The following is a 19,210-nucleotide window of genomic DNA, read 5'->3' as shown; positions in this document are numbered from 1 at the left end:
TAATTCAAGAAAAACTCTATCTTGTCTTTGTATTGAAAAGACATAGAAAATATTTTATCTTTCTGACAAAGATAGCCTATACTAAGAAGCTAGTGTATCTACATCGAATTTCGTTATTGGCTCCAACTTAGTACTGAATTTATGATTAGGAAACTTGTATGGAGACTAGAGGCTATCAAGAAGAAGTAGAGATTCAAAAATACTGGCTGGTTCTGAAACGCCGTTGGCCAATTGTTGTAGGAGTTCTTCTAGCTTCTGTGGGACTATCGTCATTTCTAGTGTTCCTACAAAAGCCTGAGTATCAGGCGAGTGGAATGCTTCTTTTTAAATCAGACAGAACCTCATCGCTGACAAAAGTGGGAGAAAAGATAGGAGATCTTGAATCCTTAATGCGTGAGGGTAATCCGCTGGAAACACAGGCTGTCATCTTGAGATCTGAGCCAATTTTAAAAGAAGTTATCGATACTCTAGGGTTAAAAGATAAAAAAGGAAATGCCCTTGAGCCAGACTTACTTAAGGTCAAGGTTGAACCTATAGTAGGTACAGATGTATTAAAAGTTTCCTACACTTCAGGAAATCCTGAATTGGCAGCATCAGTCGTCAATCAGGTGATGAAATCGTACATAGAAAAGAACATTCAGTTCAATCAAACTCAAGTCCTCGCAGCAGGTAAATTTCTCGAAAAACAACTACCACAGGCTCGATTAGAATTAAACCAGGCAGCAGAGGGATTACGTGAGTTTAAAACTCGCAATAAGATTATTGAGCTTCCAGAAGAAGCAAGCGCCGCTGTTCAAAATCTTGCTCAAATAGATAATGAAATTAACCAAACTCGGGCGGCGCTAGCAGATATGATTGCGCGGGAAGAAAAAATGCGCACTCAACTCAATTTGGCTGGGGAGCAGGCTGTAGAAATTACTTCCATAAGTCAAATACCTGGTGTACAGGAAGTTCTCAGTGAGTTACAGAAGGTACAAACCAAGCTAGCGAATGAAAAAGTACGCTACACCAGCGAACATCCAGCTATTACTGAATTAAAAGATAAAGAAGTCACCCTAAATGCTTTATTACAGCAGCGGATTGAGCAAGTTTTAGGACCATCAGGAATGCAACAAGTTTTAAATAATCAACAAAAGGTTGCTCCGGGTAAATTACAGATAGGGAAAATCAAGGAAAATCTGGCGAATGAATATGCAATTATACAAACGCAACGCCAGGGTCTGCAAAACAAAATACAGGCATTATCCAATATCCAAGCAGCTTATAGGCAGAGGCTTGAAACCATGCCAAAATTAGAGAAAAAGCAAGGAGATTTAGAGAGAAGGTTATCTATAGCGCAAAAAAACTACGAAAATCTTGTTACCAGACTACAGGAAATTAAAGTAGCAAAAGAGCAAACTGTTGGTAATGCCAAAGAAATTCAACCTGCTCAGGTTCCCAAAAAACCATCTCCATCCAAAGTCACATTCCTTTTATTAGGAGGTAGCGTGTTTGTGGGGTTACTACTGGGGACAGCAGCGGCATTCTTTGTAGACTTAGTAGATAGAACCTTGAAAACGGTTAAGGAAGCAGAGAAATTTTTTGGTTATACTTTGCTGGGACTGATTCCTAAGTTTGGCTCGAATAAAACATCCCCTTCGGTTAACCTGATATCAGAAAAAGTCTCTGGTCGAGTGATTGTAGCAACCTCTCCTCGCTCGGTCATTCATGAAGCTTATCAAATGCTTCAGGCAAACTTAAAGTTCATTAGCCATAAGAAAGTTCGCACAATTGTAGTCACGAGTTCTGTTCCTGGAGAAGGGAAATCAGAAGTTTCTGCTAACTTAGCGGCGGTACTGGCTCAAGCAGAACGGAGAGTTTTGCTTATCGATGCAGACATGCGTAAACCGTCGCAACATCACCTGTGGGGTCTGATAAACTCAGTCGGTTTGAGTAACGTCATTGTTGGTCAAGATGACTTTTCGCAAGCTGTGCAAACAGTGACAAAACACCTGTCTGTCCTCACGGCTGGAGTACAACCTCCTAATCCCCTTGCTTTGATTGACTCTGATCGCATGGCTTCTTTGATTGAAACGTTCTCTGACAGATACGATTACATCGTATTTGATACTCCTCCTTTAGTTGGGACTGCTGATGCAGCAGTTCTCGGAAAAATGGCAGATGGAGTTTTGCTAGTCGTTCGACCAGGTGTTGTGGATTCATCAAGTGCGACAGCAGCAAAATCTTTGTTGGAACGTTCTGAAGCTAAGGTTTTAGGGATGATTGCAAACGCTGTAAATGTGAAACACGAACCTGATAACTACTTTTACCACTCGAATCCTCGAGGAGGACAAAGTGGTGCAGAAACTGAAATTGGGATTGAACAATGGACTTACAAATAATTTTATGTCATAAACAACATTGCCTCGTGCTTTCGAAATGCGACGGTTTTTTCGAGAGCGATCGCTCTCAATCAACAGCTTAACAGCTACTTTTATTCCTCTGAGTGTCAAGCAGTACTAAGTGTCGTAGAAACTGAAATTGGGATTGAATAATGGGTATACAAGTAGAGTTGATAACTAATACAAACCAAGCCAAAGCATCTGCGGTTCTGTGCAAGATTCCAGCAGGAGCAACGGTAGTTGAGAAACCTTTAAAAATCATTTCTTCAAAAAAACAAAGGTAGAGAAACAAGGAATGTCTAAACCACTTCGGATTCTGTACGCAGTTGCCCCTGAAGATGTGATAGAGTCTTACAATTATTGGAGTCAGGGTAAGGATGCTCCTTCACAGGTGTCAGTTTTCTTCTCGAGTCAGTTCTATGAAGTTTGTAAAGCTCTAGATGCAAAGGGTTACGTAATTGCACAGTCTAGTAAAAAGGAATTTTTGCAGAGTGAGCGATTTACGGTAGAACGCCGTCCAGTTCCATTTAGTAAAGCTTCAGGTATCATATACCACTTGAGGCAGATATGGTGCGGATTGTGGTTGTTGTCCTCTGCGCTTCGCTTTCGGGCTAATGTCGTCGTTGCAGATACTGGGACAACACACTGGTTTGTTTTGTCTCTCTTTCACTGGCTAGGAATAAGGGTTATATTATCACTGCATTGTGTCCTTTGGTGCAAATATCTCCCTCTGCGACTGGGAGAGAAAATCACTTTTCAACTCAGTCGTCCTTTGTTCTCTTCTCAAAGTCAAGCAATGCTAGCGGTATCGCGAGACATCACACAACAGATTATCCAGCTGACGGAGGGTAAACATCCACCAATTTTTGAATTTTTTCCTACATATCGTCCCTTTTATTTTGCAGACATCGCTGAACCTGACACCAAGAACTCGGATGTCTTCCGAGTTTTATTTGCAGGTCGAATAGAAACAGACAAGGGTGTGTTCGACTTGCTGGAGATTGCCAAACGTTTTTCCTTTGAAGGCAGAAAAGATATTATTTTCGACATTTGTGGGGAAGGTTCAGAACTAGAGTCTTTGCGTTTTGCAGCTCAAGAATCTGGAGTTGATGCTTCTTTTATCTGTCACGGTTACTGTACTAAGTCACAAATGAAAGAAATGTTTAATAAAGCGCATGCTGTGATTGTACCAACTAGAACAGAGTTTATAGAAGGTTTTAATCGAGTTGTGTCTGAGAGTATTTTAGCAGGTCGCCCAGCAGTGACTTCATCTGTCTGTCCAGCTGCATTTTATGTTCAAGAGGCTATTATAGAGGTGCCGCCGAATGATGTAAAAGCTTACGGTGACGCGGTGCTGAAATTGTGTGACAATCTCGAACTTTACGAACAAAAGAGATTAGCATGCTTGCGAGTGCGAGAGCAATTCTACGATACAACTAAAAGTTGGGGAATGGGTCTAAAACATATCCTTCTGGCAATTCAACAAGAGCTCTAGGATAGGATATGAACTTAGCAAAAGATACAAAGATTAGTGTGAAAAAATCCACCAGTGTAAAGACATCTCCAAGGTTTGCAGATTGGGTTTTTGCTATCTTAGGTTTTCTTTGCTTATCATCGATACTTTTTGCATTGACCAGGGCTGGTTTACTTCCACAATTCGTCTTCGCACTCATCAAATATTTTGTTTGGGGAATGTCAATCATTCTCGTTTGCATCTTCTGGAAAAAGACAATTGTCGCCGTCACTCAAAACATAACAGTCTGTTTACTAGTAGGATTGTGCCTTCTATCATTTTCCTGGTCAGAATTTCCAAATTATACCTTATCTATTGCCACAGAGGTCTTGATAATGGCCTTTTTTGGTTTATATTTCGCTATACGATTTAGCTTGAAAGAGCAGGTACAACTTCTTGCCGTAACTTTATTGATAGTGTGTTTTTTGAGTGTTATCTTTGCCCTTGTATTTCCTGCAGTTGGTATACATGGAGCACACGAAGAGTATCCAGGAGCATGGAGAGGAGTATACGGGCAAAAAAATGCTTTTGGCAGCGTGATGGTTTTAAGTTCATTAACATTTTTTGCGTTGCCCAAGGAAAATTCTACTCTATACAAGTGGTTTGGTTTTAGCTTTTCACTGGTCTTGATACTGCTTTCAACTTCAAAAACCTCTCTTGTTATTTCTTTTCTACTTATATTAGTAATGATGTTTTATAAAAACTTTCGGTGGCAAGGTAAGATAAGCATAATTTTCATAGACATTGGAATTCTGATTTTGGGATGTATCGCTCTATTCGTTTTCAGTAATTGGATAGAACTCATCACTGGTTTAGGAAGAGACCCAACTTTAACTGGACGGACACCTTTATGGGGTTATGGATTATCTAGATTAATGGAAAGACCATTGTTGGGTTATGGATTTGCTGCATTTTTTGCACCTAACAGTCACTATGCAGTCGAAGCAGGTTACGCAGTCGGCACTAACTGGATTGCACCTAATGCTCACAATGGCTTTTTAGATATATCACTCGATCTTGGCTTGATTGGTTTATCACTTTTTTTTATCACTTATTTCATAGCCTTTGCTCGAGCATTAAAACTAGCTTACGCATCTGAACATCCAGAAAATGTTTGGCCATTAGCTTATCTTACCTACCTGGCACTGAATAATGTCACAGAGAGTAGTTTGATGGCTCAGTTTAGTACAAATTGGATGTTATTTGTGGTCGTCGTTGTGACTTTAAATAAAAAAATGAAATCTGAAAAATTAACATTTTGAGGAAAAATGATTGACTTGTAAATCACAACAATTCTTCTGAAGTTATGTACTCCGAAATTGATTTTTTATTTGAGGTTGCAATGCCATGTCAATGAGTCAACTGGTGCCTGTGTTTATTGATGTTGTTCTGTTAATCAGTGCATCCAGTGTTTTTGTCATCTGCCTATTTTTTCTGATTGAATGTACTGCTGCTCTACTCCCAAACACTTCTGTTGCAAACGAGTATAATTGGCAAGATGCAAAAGTCGCTGTCTTAGTCCCTGCTCACAATGAAGAACTTGTTATCGGTTCAACACTGGAAAAACTCATTCCAGTGTTAAAGAAACAAGACCGTTTGGTTGTCGTTGCTGACAATTGTACTGATGCAACTGCCAAGATTGCCCGTGCAGCAGGTGCTACAGTTGTTGAGCGTCACGACCTTGAGTGCAGAGGTAAAGGGTACGCTCTAGATTATGGCTTACAGTTTCTTGAGTCAGATCCTCCGGATGTTGTTGTGATTATTGATGCTGACTGTACAGTCCATCCAGGCGCAATTGAACAGCTTACTCAGTGTGCGATCGCCTCTAGCGCACCTGTCCAAGCTAGCTACTTGATGACTAAACCTAAAAACTCTCAGTCGTCAAAAGACTTTGTTTCACAATTTTCTAACATCGTCAGAAATTTAGTTCGTCCCCGTGGATTAGCTTGCTTGGGACAGTCTTGCCCGTTGCTTGGTACAGGTATGGCTTTCCCTTGGACAGTTATTTGCTCAGTAAGTCTAGCCAACGGTCATCTCCTTGAAGACTTAAAATTAGGTTTGGACTTAACCCTCGCTGGACATAAACCAGTATTTTGTTCAGAAGCGAAAGTCACTGGCTGTTTACCACAGCATTCACAAGCTGCCAAAACTCAAAAAACTCGTTGGGAACACGGTCATTTACAAATCATGCAGACCTATGTCCCTATCTTACTAAAACAAGCAATATCCCAAAAAAGGTTCGACTTGTTGGTGAGTGTTCTGGATCTGTGTGTACCACCTTTATCTTTGCTGGTTGTGATTTGGTTAGGGCTAATGGCAGTGACTCTACTGTTTGGAGTCTTGGGAACATCATGGCTACCAGCAGTTGTCGTCGCCACAGCAGGACTTTGTTTCCTCATGGCAATTCTGACAACTTGGACTAAGTTTGCTCGAAAAGACCTTCCCCTGCGCGAACTCTTAACTGTTCCTTTTTACATTCTCTGGAAAATTCCAGTTTATTTCAAGTTTTTAGTGAAGCCTGAAAACGTATGGATTCGTACGGAAAGGGACAAGGTATCATGAGACTTCGTTAATTCAATCAACTTTTACTATTGTCAGAGAATTCATGATTTAATATCTGTAGATTTGTGGATAATCAACTATGGCTATCATCGAAAAAATTTACGACCATCGACATCAGGACTCATTAGCTACCAAGTTAAGAAAAAAACGATTTGCTTTATTTAAATCTCTTCTTGACTCTGTCCCAACACCAATCAGAATACTCGATGTCGGAGGAAGAGTAGATTTTTGGCAAAATACAGATTTTTGGCGTGAAGCAGACAAAGATGTAGAAGTCACTATCATCAACCTAGATTTTGAAATAGACGATTCAGTCTATGCAAACATTAAACAAGTGAGTGGTGATGCCAGAAATATGCAACAGTTTCGAGAGCAAGAATTTGATGTTGTGTTTTCTAATTCTGTCATTGAACATGTAGGAGGTTTTCAAGAACAGCTTCAAATGTCTCGTGAAGTTATGCGAGTGGGTAAAAGATACTTTATTCAAACGCCTAATTTTTATTTTCCAATCGAACCCCATTTTGTTTTTCCTTTGTTTCAATTTCTTCCTGTAGGAGTGAGAGTCTTTCTCATCAACCATTTTAACCTTGGTTGGATTCAAAAGATTTCTGATAAGAAAAAAGCGAAAGAGTTAGTGACTGGCATTAAATTACTGACAAAAAAGGAGTTAGTCAAGCTGTTTCCAAAATCAAATATGTATGAAGAAAAGTTTTTGGGTTTAACTAAGTCCTTTACAGTTTATGGTGGGTGGAATACTTAGTGATAATTTTACTTCTCTAGGTTTTGTGCTGCCAAGAGCTATTTCGATGTTATTTCAAACTGTGTGAAACATAGACGAATATTATAGGAGGTTTAACTTTGAAATCTATTGGAGTTGTTGTCATTGGACGCAACGAAGGAAATCGCCTCAAGGCGTGCTTACTATCAGTGATAGCAGAAGGGAGAACTGTTGTTTACGTTGATTCCGGCTCAACAGATGGTAGTGTAGAACTGGCTCGCTCTCTTGGTGTCCATGTTATTGAACTCGATTTATCTATTCCTTTCACCGCAGCCCGTGCTAGGAATACAGGGTTTGAGCACTTGTTGCAAATACAACCAGAGTTGGAATTTGTCCAGTTTGTAGATGGAGATTGTCGGGTTGTAGAGGGATGGTTGGAAGCTGCTGTGCATGAATTAATGACTCAGCCCGATGTTGTCGTAGTGTGTGGTCGTCGTCGAGAAGAATTCCCTGAGAACTCCATTTATAACCGCCTGTGTGACGTTGAGTGGAATACTCCTGTAGGTGAAGCAAAAGCTTGTGGTGGTGATTCCATGATGAGGGTGAGTTCCTTTAAAAAGGTGGGAGGGTTCAATCCGACATTGATTGCAGGAGAAGAACCAGAACTGTGTGTGCGGCTGCGTCAGGCTGGTGGCAAAATTTTACGCATTGATGCACAGATGACATTACATGATGCTCAAATTACCCGTTTTGGTCAGTGGTGGAAGCGGGAGATTCGCAATGGTCATGCTTATGCTGAAGGGGCTTGGCTACATGGTCGTAGTCCTGAACGGCATTGGGTGAAAGAAAGTTTGAGGAGTTGGTTTTGGGGTTTTCTTTTGCCTTTGCTGACGGTTGCAACTTTATTGCCAACTAGGGGGATAAGTCTATTCCTACTATTGATAGCTTATACTTTCTTAGTTTACAGAGTGTATCGAATGACACGGTTTAAAGGTTTTCAGAAAAAGGATGCTATTTTCTATGGCCTGTTTTGTGGTGTGTTAGAAAAATACCCAAAACTACTGGGTCAAATCCAATTTCATATCAATAGGTTGTTGAAACGACAGCGCACCCTAGTGGAATACAAAACTATACCTTCAGCCAGTTAAGACAACCTGTGTTTTGCAATGTATTGAATCTGACGCGAAATTGATAACTAGAATCATGGCAATACTTCCTTACAAAAGCTTTACTTGAGAAACATAGAGTATCAATGGGAACCAAACTTAAATCAGCAGTTATAGGCACAGGAGCAATCTCCAAAGAGCATCTCAGTTTTCTTTCCAAATCTGAGCGCGCACACTTAGCCAGTGTTTGTGATCTTTCAAAGGCGTCTGCTAGATATGCAGGACGACGATTTGGTGCAGACTCGACCTACACTGATTACCGCCAGATGCTTGATGACGTCAAGCCTGACATTGTACACATTCTAACTCCGCCTCATACACACAAGCGGATTGCCAAGGATTGCTTAGAAGCTGGTGTACACGTGTTCTGTGAAAAGCCGATTACACCAACCTACGATGAGTTTAAAGAACTTTGGAGTTTTGCACAATCTCACCATCGCTGGTTAATTGAAAACCAGAACTACTGCTTTAACGAATCAATTCTTGCGATCGAAAAATTAGTTGCAGATGGTACTCTTGGTGAAGTGCAAGAAGTTGAAGTCCGCATCGCGCTTCCAATTCGCGATGGTGGAGCATTTGCAGACGAAAACTTGCCTAATCCGATTCATAAAATGCCTGCAGGCGTCATTCATGATTTCTTGACACACTTGTGTTCAATGGTCGTGCGCTTCATACCAGATTTTGAGCGTGTGAGTGCTGCATGGAGCAATCACGGCGGTGGAGACTTATTCCGGTATGATGACCTTGATGCGATCGTCATTGGAGGTTCTGCACACGCTCGGATTCGATTCAGTTGTCACACATCACCCAAGTCTTTTGCCGTGACGGTGCGAGGTTCCAAAGGTTATGTTGAAACGGATTTGTTTCAGCCTCATCTGCGTTGTGTCATACCCCGCTCTGGAGAACTGCTATCTCCGATCATTAATCATTTTATGAATGGATGTGACTTCATTGGAGCATCATTCACGAACTTTCGTAACAAAATTATGCAAAAAACAGTTTATGAGGGTATTCATCGACTCTTGGATAAAACCTATGAAGCAGTCATCGAAGATAAAGCGCCACCAATCAGTTTTGAAGATATAGAGCGTACACATCGATTAATTAATGCCCTACTATTGGAGGCCAATCGCGTATGAAGTTATTGATAACAGGTGCGTCCGGTTTTCTCGGACAATATGTTGTTACTGAAGCACTGCGACGAGGACATAAAATACGTGCAGTTGTGCGACCATCTAGTAATGAAAAGCGCCTCGGATGGCACAATCACCCAGATGTAGAGCTTATCCGTATCGATTTGCGAGGCAAGAATGGTATTGTTGATGCTCTCCGGGGTGTGGACGCGGTTATTCATTTGGCAGCTGCTAAAGAAGGCGACTTTTACACACGCTTTGCTGGTACAGTCATAGCTACCGAAAACTTGCTCGATGCAATGATTGAAGCTGATGTGCTACGACTAGTTGACATTAGTACTTTCTCAGTGTATGACTATCTTCGCACAAAATCTGGCACAACAATTACTGAAGATACACTCGTAGAGTCCGATCCTCTTGAGCGGGATGAATACGCCCAAACTAAGCTTCTTCAGGAAGAACTTGTTCGCGAATTTGAGCAAAATCACAAGGCGCAAGTGACAATTATTCGTCCTGGATTGATCTATGGACGAGATAACCTCTGGAGTACTCTGCTTGGAGGAAAATTAACTAATAATTTATGGTTGCGAATCGGTGCTTATGCAACAATGCCCTTGACATATATTGAAAACTGTGCTGAAGCAATTGTCAGTGCTGTGGAACGTGAAGAGGCTATTGGTCAAACCCTGAATATCGTTGATGACGGATTGCCCACTCAAAGAGCTTATGTCAAGAAACTGATTAAACACAAGTACTCTTTGCCCCGATTGATTCGTATTAATTGGACACTGATGCGGGCGATCGCCTGGATATTCTGGATGTACAACAAAAAAGTGCTTAATGGGCAAGCAAAGTTACCTGGCATATTCAACCCAATCATACTGGATGCTCGCTTTAAGTCATTTCGCTATAGTAATGCCCGTGCCAAGAAAGTTTTGAACTGGAACCCCAGATATTCACTCGACACTGCACTTGAGCGCACCTTTAGCGATGCTGAATTGTTGCAAGTCCCGCAGCCGACACCTTCGTTGCAACCTTTAGGAAGCTGAAGAAAATGCGTATTGCTTACCTAACTGGTGAATATCCCAGAGCAACAGATACTTTCATCCAGCGAGAAGTCACAACCTTGCGAGAAATGGGTGTGGACGTCCACACATTCTCTGTTCGGCGAACAGGAGATGAACATATAGTGGGAGAAGAACAGAAGCAAGAGCGCGATCGCACTTTCTACATTCTTCCTCCCAATCCCATCATTTTACTATTGGCGCACCTCAGTCTATTACTTGCTTCCCCAACTCGATACTTACAAGCAATTAAGCTTGCATTCTCAACCAGTCAACCTGGATTGCGAGGTGTACTTTATCAATTGTTCTACTTTTTGGAAGCAGGCGTACTTGCCAAACAAATCAAACAAAGACAAATTGTACATCTACACAACCACATTGTAGAAGCGAGCGGAACTGTAGCAATGCTTGCCGCCGAGATGGGCGGTTTTACTTATAGCTTCACTTTGCACGGTCCGTATATCTTCTTCCGTCCCCATCAATGGCGACTCGATGAGAAAATCAAGCGATCGCTGTTTGTTTGTTGTATCAGTCATTACGCTCGTAGTCAAGGAATGATATTTGCACCCACCGACAAGTGGAATCGAATGCATATTATTCATTGCGGTATTGATCCAGCTTTATTCGATGTCGTTTCCCACAACGACTCAGGAAAACGCCTGCTTTTTGTGGGACGGTTGGCTGCGGCGAAAGGTTTACCGATATTATTAGAAAGTCTTGCCACCTTAAGGCGATCGCATCCAGATACATCATTAACAGTTGTTGGTGATGGTCCAGACCGTCAAAAATTAGAACAAATCACTGCTGAGTTGGGATTAAGTCAGAATGTCAATTTTGTTGGCTATAAGTCCCAAGCTGAAGTACGCGACTATTTTCAGCAAACCGATGTTTTCGTTATGTCCAGCTTTGCTGAAGGAATACCAGTCGTGCTGATGGAAGCAATGGCGGCTGGTGTTCCTGTGGTCGCCACCCAGATTGCTGGCATCAGTGAGTTGGTCAAAAATGGTGTCAACGGCTACCTTGTTCCACCTGGAGATACTGCTTCTTTGACAGAGCATATCGAAAAATTACTGAATGATGCAAAAATTAGAGCAGCATTTGGCACAGCAGGTCGAGCAAAAGTAGAGAAAGACTTCAACATACACCATGAAGTTGCACGACTGCATCGCCTGATGACTAGTACACTGCAAGGTCATGTTGAACCTATCCGTCCCGATTACCAACAAAAGCAAGTTTTGCTGACCCAATATGAGATGGTAACAACCTCTGGTCACGAGTCTACCAACCCTCTTTAAAAAGGGCAGCGCTGATATCATCCGAAAAATACTTCCCAACGCTTTTGTAGACATGAACCCGAAAGTCTCATCAACAACTTCAGGTGCTAAGAAGACCAAAGAGTATTTCTATTTCCTTGACGCACTACGTGGTATTGCTGCCTTATGGGTCGTTTTGTTCCATGCTATCTTAGATGGGCGTCTTGCTTTATTAACCAGCTCTTTACCTCACTGGTTTGTAACTGTCGTCTTCGACGGGGGTAGCTTAGGTGTACCCATCTTCTTTGTCCTCAGTGGTTTTGTGATTGCACACTCGCTACGTGAGGCAAAGATTAACTTAGACTACTTTGGGCGTTTCAGTCTGCGTCGTTTTGCCCGACTCACTCCACCTTATTACTTCTCAATTGTCATAACTCTGTTGTTTGCACTGCTATCTTCGCAAATCAAAGGAGAAGCGTTTGCGCCAGGAAAAGAACCTCTCTCTTTGCAGAGGTTGTTCGCACATCTATTCTATTTACAAGATATTTTTCGAGTCCCACATATCAACGAAGTTTTCTGGACGTTGTGTATAGAATTACAGTTCTATTTAGTCTTTTGCGCGCTATTAGGACTAGCACAATGGCTTAATTCTTCGTGGAATTTGCGTTATGCTCGAGCAGTTGTGTTTGTCCCTGCCACTGTCCTCGCGACTCTTTTTCCTATAGGTGTATTTGAAGATAATGGCAGACCTTTTTTCTTTTTGCCGTTATGGTATGGATTTCTGCTAGGGGTCTTTGCGTATTGGTCATGGCGCGATAAGTTGAAGCCTATCTTCTTTTACTTCTATTCGGCGCTGTTGTTGACTTCTGTCGTACTAAATTATACACTATTTGTCATCGGCTGTGTGATTACTGCCATACTCCTACTAGAAGTTGCACGAGCCAATCGTCTGCAAGTTTGGTTAAAGTGGCGATGGCTACAATTTCTCGGTCAGATTTCATACAGTCTGTATCTGATCCATGTTCCCGTTTATGGAGCAGTATTTTTCGTCGGTATTAAGCTGCTTAATAATAACGCTTTCAGCCAAGCGTTTTGCTTATTACTAGGAATCATTGCCAGTGTAGGGTTTTCTGCTCTCATGTGGCAATTCGTAGAGAAACCATCCATCCAGTTGAGTCAAAAAATTAAGCTTGTAAAAAATAAGGAGGTTCTTCGTGTATAAGCAATCCCCGGATTGAATCCAGGGGCTTCAGCAAACTCGGTTTTGATGAAACTTCTGTATCAGAAGTCGTAAAAATCATTGAAACCGCACGAGATAGTACGCCAATCCTAACTGAAGTTAAGACTACCACATCATAAAATGGGGTCTGCCGAGATAACGGTAAAATAGGACACCTTGTAAAGTTAACGCTAAAACTGCTGTTCAGCACCCTTACCTTCAACCGATCTGTGAATAGTGGTAACGTGTTCAATAATACTCGTGGCTCTGCCAGAGTAGGGAATACGATAATTGCCACAAACCTTTGAGGTGCAGGTCGTGTTAATCCCGACGTGGCTGGTAGCTTTACAAGCAATAGCTACAAGGCGATGGCTTCGCCGACCAAACGCCCCCAACCGTTCTGAAAGAGACACAGAAGGGGTTTCCCTTCTGGAAACCCCTTGGGGCTATACGGGCGATCGCCTTTATGTGGTTCGCATGGTTCATATTCTCATTCGGCAACGCCAATTTATTTGTGTTGAAACTATGGCATCTCTAAAAAAACTTGCTATCCGTGGTGCAATTTGGACAATCCTTGGTTTTGGAAGTATTCAAATCCTACGATTTGGGAATAATTTAGTTCTGACTCGCCTACTCAAACCAGAGTATTTCGGTTTGATGAGTTTGGTGACAACCCTCAGAGTTGGTCTAGAACTTTTTTCAGATGTTGGTATTGGTCAAAACATAATTAATAGTAAACGAGGCGATGAACCTAGTTTCTTAAATACTGCTTGGACTATACAAGTTATTCGTGGTGTTGTCATTTGGATTCTTTGTTTATTGATGAGTTTTCCGATGGCAAATTTTTATAATGATCAACGCTTAATATGGCTAATTCCTATTGGTTTACTGTACTCAATTTTCGATGGATTTAGCTCTACCAGCGTACATACTCTACATCGACGAATGGAACTCGGTAAAATTGCCCTGTATGAACTGATATTGCAAGCCAGTTTTTTATTTACCTTATGTCTGTTGGTTTGGTTATATCCAGAAGTCTGGGCTTTAGCTGTTGGGATGGTGATCGGAGGAATATACAAATTAGTCAGCAGCTATTGGTTAATACCAAAATATTCTCACCGCTTTGCATGGGAGCCAGAAGCAGCCAGAGAAATTCTGTCCTTTGGTAAGTGGATGTTTATTGCATCAGGGCTGATGTTTGCGGCTGAACAATCTGATCGCCTAGTTTTGGGTAAGATTCTGTCATTTCAAATGCTAGGCGTTTATACAGTAGCTTATACTCTGGCAAGCATACCTCGAGAAGTGATTAAACAACTTAGCTATAAAGTCATTTTTCCTGCGATTTCTCAGCAAGCTGATTTGCCAAGAGCAAGTTTGCGAACAAAAATTATCCGTCAACGGTGGATTCTACTCATAGGATGTGCGATTCCATTAGCAATTCTGATTACTATTGGTGATTTAGCTGTCGCCATGCTGTATGACCAAAGGTATGATGCAGCTACCTGGATGATGCCGATTTTATGCAGTGGTATTTGGTTTTCCCTGCTATTTTACAGTATCAGCCCTGCTTTATTGGCAATTAGCAAGCCCTTATACTCAGCTCAAAGTAATTTTGCTCGATTTGGAATCATTGCTCTGGGTGTACCTTTAGCACATAACAGTTTCGGTGTACTGGGGGCTATTATCGTCATTGCACTCAGCGATTTGCCTTTGTACATAGTTAATCTTTATGGACTGTGGCGGGAAAAACTCACTTGCTTCGCCCAAGATATTCAAACAACAGTCTTTTTTATCGGAGTACTTGCTTTATTTTTAACGATTCGGAATTATTTGGGGTTTGGTTTACCAATTCAAACACTAAGTGGGTGGAATTGACCAAATAATTACTAATTCGTAATTCGTAATTTGTAATTAGAGGTACAAGCCTCCACCATAATCTTTGATTTGGTGAACCAGCGCGGTGAGGCAGTACGGTCTTGGGGAGCCAGTGCGCCCTTGGAGGTTCCCTCCGTTGTAGCACCTGGCGTGTCTCCCCAAGTGAAGTAACTGCCGAACCCGTAAGGGTCTTGGGGAGCCAGTCCGTTGCGCAGAGAAGTCTGAGCGGAGGTTTCCTCCGATCAGAACTTCGGAGGGTTCCCCCCGTTGAAGGAACTGGCGTGGTCTCCCCCATGTTAGCGGAGCGAGCCGTAGGCTGCGACTGGTGAACCCGTAAGGGTGGTCTGCAATCAAGGATGATGGCACGCGCTCTCACGCTCTTGTAATGACGAATTACGAATTATGAATTACCAATTATTTTAACGCTCTCCCCTACAAATTAAGATAAGATGATTTTTTTGGTAGTCTAATATCGTGTGCGGTTAAAGACTTATCATTCAGACCGTAGAAGACCAGAGAAACTCAGGGTCCCCTCTGGGCTATTTAGACCTTGTTACAATTTGCGATCGCCCTTCGGTCTAGGTTAAAACGTAGACATACATCAGACAACCAAGCGCAAAAACCATACGGTTTTCAAAAGGGGACAAATTCTTGAAAAAACCCCTTAGAAACTCTGTTGCCTTAAGAAGCGCGAGAATGTTAACATCCCACAAATTCCTGAATCATAACATGGACATCTTGAAATACCACATAGCTTTATGTCCTTCATGTGACTTAGAAGCGATCGCCCGAACTGCCCAAATTGGGAAGAATCCCCGGCATACAATGTGGGATATAACTCAGCTTTTAGGGGCTAATGTTCATCAACCGGCAAGTGAGGAAGTGTTGCCCGTAGATAAAATGCTTACTAAGATTGTAGGTACTCCTGAAAACTGGGGTTTAGCACGTAAGCTGTGTTTGCAGCTTCAAGAAGATGATATCATATATTGCACGAGTGAACACATTGGATTTCCAATTGCTGCGCTTTGCGCTGCTAAAAAGAAGCGACCTAAAATAATAGTTTTTGTGAACAACATTAACCGACCACGAGCTCGTTTAGCGTTGAAGCTTTTTCACTTAGCAGACCGGATTGATTTATTTGTAACGACAACCTCTGCCCAGGCTAAATTCCTTCATCACAACCTGCACTTAAACGAAAACCGAGTCTATCTACTTCCTTCACTACCTATAGATACATCCTTCTTCACACCAGGACTAGCTTCAGCAAATAAGTTGCGTCCAGTTATTAGTAGTGGAGGTTTGGAGAAACGAGATTATCGGACTCTGGCTGATGCAACTCGAGACTTGAATGTTGATGTCAAGGTTTGTGCTTTCTCGCCTAGCACAAATGCATTAAGACGGTCGTTTCCAAAAGTTATACCCAAGAATATGTCGTTTCGCTTTTACGACTGGTGCGAATTATTGCAGCTTTACCGCGATTCTGACGTGGTTGTTTTGAGTCTTTTTAAGAATAATTATCAAGCTGGACTCACAACTCTATTTGAAGCTATGGCTTGTCGGCGACCTGTAATAGTCACTCGTTCGTCAGGAATAATTAGTGATCTGATTGACTCAGATATTGTGACTGGTGTGAATCCGTGTGACCCCATCGGGCTGAAGCAAGCAATCCAAAGTTTGTTAAATAATTCTCAAAAAGCTGAGATTCAGGCTCAAAGAGGTTATGAACTGGTACACAATCAATACAATCACAGTAAGTATGTTCAAGCTTTAGTCACAAAACTTATCTCTACATTTGGGCACGCAAAGAACTTGACTTTCCATATACCGTGAAAAGTCAGGTTTTTCTCAAACATCAAGTGTTTGTTGGGTTTAGCTTACGCTCTACCCAACCTACCATTTTCTTCACAGCAATCATATTGATAACGGTTTTTAAATGTGTTTCTAGAAAGTTTTGTAAAAATCGTTCTTTTAGATGTATATTATGGTTATGTAGAAAAATATACGTAAATTTACTTAACTTTCACTTTTAAATAATCGTGGAGCAACTACCAGAAGCTTTAGGACAAATTCTCCAAGGCAAGCCTCTTGGTTCCATTCAGCAGTTTGTACTTCATCAATCATGGCTGGGGAAAACTTATGGTGAAATGGCGAAAGGCTCAGGTTACCGTAGCGATTATATCAAGGAAGTCGGTTCCCAATTGTGGCAGGACCTTTCAGACGCACTTGGTGAAAGGGTAACCAAGAAAAATCTGCATCTAGTTTTGAATAGACTCCAACAAGATAAAAATGTTCAGCACAACAACCAGTCCCAACAAGAGTTTCAAGCAAACTTTGATGCACAAAGAAGTTCTCTAAATTTAGTTACACTAAGCAAGCCAGAATTTCCCAGCGGTCCTGTACCATTAGCTTCTCCTCTTTACATCAATCGCCCTCCGCTTGAAGAACTTGTTTGTACGGAAATCATGCAACCAGGTTGCTTGCTGCGTATCAAAGCACCCAGGAAGATGGGGAAAAGTTCACTGCTCAACAGAGTTATTGATCACGCAAAGGTACAAGGTTACAAAACCGTTTATTTAGACTTTCAGGAAGCTGATGAAGCCGTTTTTGCATCAATAGAGAAATTTTTGCGTTGGTTCTGCATCAATGTTAGCAGGCAGCTGAACCTCCCTCCTAATCTGGATGATTATTGGGATGCAGAGATGGGCAGCAAGGTGAGCTGCAAAATCTACTTCGAGGGATATCTACTGCAGCACATTGATTGTAGTGCTGTAGTCTTGGCTTTGAATGAAGTCAATCGGATTTTTGAACATCCCAAAATTGCTCAAGACTTTTTACCAATGCTCCGATTTTGGCACGAACAAGCAAAACAGGATCATCTTTGGCAAAAATTACACTTAGTGGTGGTTCATAGTACAGAAATCTATATCCCGCTCAAACTTAACCAATCTCCTTTTAATGTTGGCTTAACAGTTTCACTACCACCATTTACTCTCAAGCAAGTACAGAATTTAGCACAAAGTTACGGCATAGATTGGGCTACAGACTCCGAAGGAGCACAACGCCTTGCACCCTTACAAGAAATGATGGGGGGACATCCCTATCTAATCAGTCTTGCGCTTTATCACATCTGTCAGGAGGAGATAACCTTAGAGGCGTTATTACAAAAAGCTCCTACACCAAGTGGAATTTATAGTCAGCATATAAGAGAACTGTTGACCATGCTCCAAGCTGACCCACAATTGATGTCAGCTATGCAACAAGTTGTGACTGTCCAACAAAGCGTACAACTCGATGTGCTCGCTGCTTATAAGCTAGAAAGCATGGGTCTAGTTCAACTAGATGGTCATCAAGCAAAGCCAAGTTGTGAACTGTATCGCCTTTTCTTTAGTCAGCAGTTTGGCAAGCAAAATGAGGTTCATGGTTATTCACAGTCGTTAGAGGAAGAACCGCGAGAATCTAGTCACACAACTGAAACTGATGCCCTAAGTAACTTCGTTAATCCACACAACTTTACCAAATACTTGGAAATCGAGTGGCCGCAGTGGCAAACACAGGCTTCAATACTATCCTTGATAGTATGTGAAATTGACTATTTTAGGTTTGACAGTGACACTCACGACTCTCAAATTCGCATGGAGAGTTTACAGCAAATTGCCAGTACTATCTGTGACGGCTTGAACGGTCAAGCTACTCGCATGACACACTATGAGGGAACAAAGTTTACTGCAATCTTACCTCAAACACCCGGCGATGTTGCTGTTGAAATTGCAGAAAATGTTCGCAAGAAAGTTATGGAATTGGCGATCAGCCGGAGGCTTGACACCCAGCCCCACAGAGACACGCTGCAAGGGACGCATATCGCCCATATCAATGATCTTGGGTTACCAAAAGATAACTTCTATCCTGTTGTGGGAAGAAACAGAGTCGCTATGCCTTTGGAAAGATTGAGCAATGCTCAATTGAATGGATTTCCTGCTCCATTTCTCACTGTGAGCTTAGGAGTTGCAACCGCAAGACCTAACCATCAAACCTCACCTGGAATGTTAATTGCAGCTGCTGAAGAAGCTCTTTCTCAGGCGAAAAGAAAGGGGCACAATTGCGTGATTTTCAACTCTATTTTATGTCAAGCAATTTAGAGTGCATAAACAATCCAAAATGATTCTCAATAAAAGCACAGATGAGGAAGATGCTTTCTCATCCTTTTCAGCCCCTCATCCAATACCTTGGAACTCGTGGCAATTGTGACTTTTGCAAGAGTTGGGTAAAGGGGAAAGGTTAAAGGTTAAAGGGTTTTTATTTTCCCTTCCCCCTGCCCCTTATCCCCAG

The 19,210-nt window shown here is 41.8% G+C and carries 13 protein-coding genes; all 13 read left to right on the top strand.

Annotation, left to right across the window (positions count from 1 at the left end):
• Positions 1–158 precede the first annotated feature (158 nt).
• Positions 159–2,381, top strand: a complete 2,223-nt coding sequence (locus tag DP117_RS10020) for a polysaccharide biosynthesis tyrosine autokinase (protein WP_169218169.1) — start codon at positions 159–161, stop codon at positions 2,379–2,381.
• 295 nt (positions 2,382–2,676) lie between these two features.
• Entirely contained in the window at positions 2,677–3,876 is a 1,200-nt protein-coding gene (locus DP117_RS10015; RefSeq protein ID WP_169218168.1) for a glycosyltransferase family 4 protein, read from the top strand.
• A gap of 8 nt (positions 3,877–3,884) precedes the next feature.
• Positions 3,885–5,156 (top strand): O-antigen ligase family protein, encoded by a 1,272-nt coding sequence (locus DP117_RS10010; RefSeq protein ID WP_169218167.1) that lies wholly within the window; start codon positions 3,885–3,887, stop codon positions 5,154–5,156.
• A gap of 85 nt (positions 5,157–5,241) precedes the next feature.
• Positions 5,242–6,456 (top strand): glycosyltransferase family 2 protein, encoded by a 1,215-nt coding sequence (locus DP117_RS10005; RefSeq protein WP_169218166.1) that lies wholly within the window; start codon positions 5,242–5,244, stop codon positions 6,454–6,456.
• 79 nt (positions 6,457–6,535) lie between these two features.
• Complete coding sequence (locus DP117_RS10000; protein WP_169218165.1) at positions 6,536–7,216, top strand: class I SAM-dependent methyltransferase; 681 nt, start codon at positions 6,536–6,538, stop codon at positions 7,214–7,216.
• Between the two features lie 98 nt (positions 7,217–7,314).
• On the top strand, positions 7,315–8,322 hold the full coding sequence (locus tag DP117_RS09995; RefSeq protein ID WP_169218164.1) for a glycosyltransferase family A protein: 1,008 nt from the start codon (positions 7,315–7,317) through the stop codon (positions 8,320–8,322).
• Positions 8,323–8,426: 104 nt separating this feature from the next.
• Positions 8,427–9,479 carry a Gfo/Idh/MocA family oxidoreductase gene (locus DP117_RS09990; protein WP_169218163.1) on the top strand — a complete coding sequence of 351 codons (1,053 nt, stop codon included), beginning with the start codon at positions 8,427–8,429 and terminating at the stop codon, positions 9,477–9,479.
• On the top strand, positions 9,476–10,522 hold the full coding sequence (locus tag DP117_RS09985; protein ID WP_169218162.1) for an NAD(P)-dependent oxidoreductase: 1,047 nt from the start codon (positions 9,476–9,478) through the stop codon (positions 10,520–10,522). Before DP117_RS09990 ends, DP117_RS09985 begins: the two co-directional genes overlap by 4 nt.
• A gap of 5 nt (positions 10,523–10,527) precedes the next feature.
• Positions 10,528–11,832: a glycosyltransferase family 4 protein gene (locus tag DP117_RS09980; RefSeq protein WP_169218161.1), complete on the top strand. Its 1,305-nt coding sequence runs from the start codon at positions 10,528–10,530 to the stop codon at positions 11,830–11,832.
• 52 nt (positions 11,833–11,884) lie between these two features.
• Entirely contained in the window at positions 11,885–13,012 is a 1,128-nt protein-coding gene (locus tag DP117_RS09975) for an acyltransferase (RefSeq protein ID WP_169218160.1), read from the top strand.
• Between the two features lie 522 nt (positions 13,013–13,534).
• Positions 13,535–14,884 carry an oligosaccharide flippase family protein gene (locus DP117_RS09970; RefSeq protein WP_169218202.1) on the top strand — a complete coding sequence of 450 codons (1,350 nt, stop codon included), beginning with the start codon at positions 13,535–13,537 and terminating at the stop codon, positions 14,882–14,884.
• A gap of 729 nt (positions 14,885–15,613) precedes the next feature.
• Entirely contained in the window at positions 15,614–16,714 is a 1,101-nt protein-coding gene (locus tag DP117_RS09965) for a glycosyltransferase family 4 protein (RefSeq protein WP_248277605.1), read from the top strand.
• Between the two features lie 206 nt (positions 16,715–16,920).
• Complete coding sequence (locus tag DP117_RS09960; protein WP_211176018.1) at positions 16,921–19,020, top strand: AAA-like domain-containing protein; 2,100 nt, start codon at positions 16,921–16,923, stop codon at positions 19,018–19,020.
• Positions 19,021–19,210 lie beyond the last annotated feature (190 nt).

The organism is Brasilonema sp. UFV-L1 (assembly GCF_012912105.1).
GTDB lineage: Bacteria > Cyanobacteriota > Cyanobacteriia > Cyanobacteriales > Nostocaceae > Brasilonema.
Note: the sequence above shows the minus strand (reverse complement) of the source record. Positions and strands in the feature narration are given on the sequence as shown.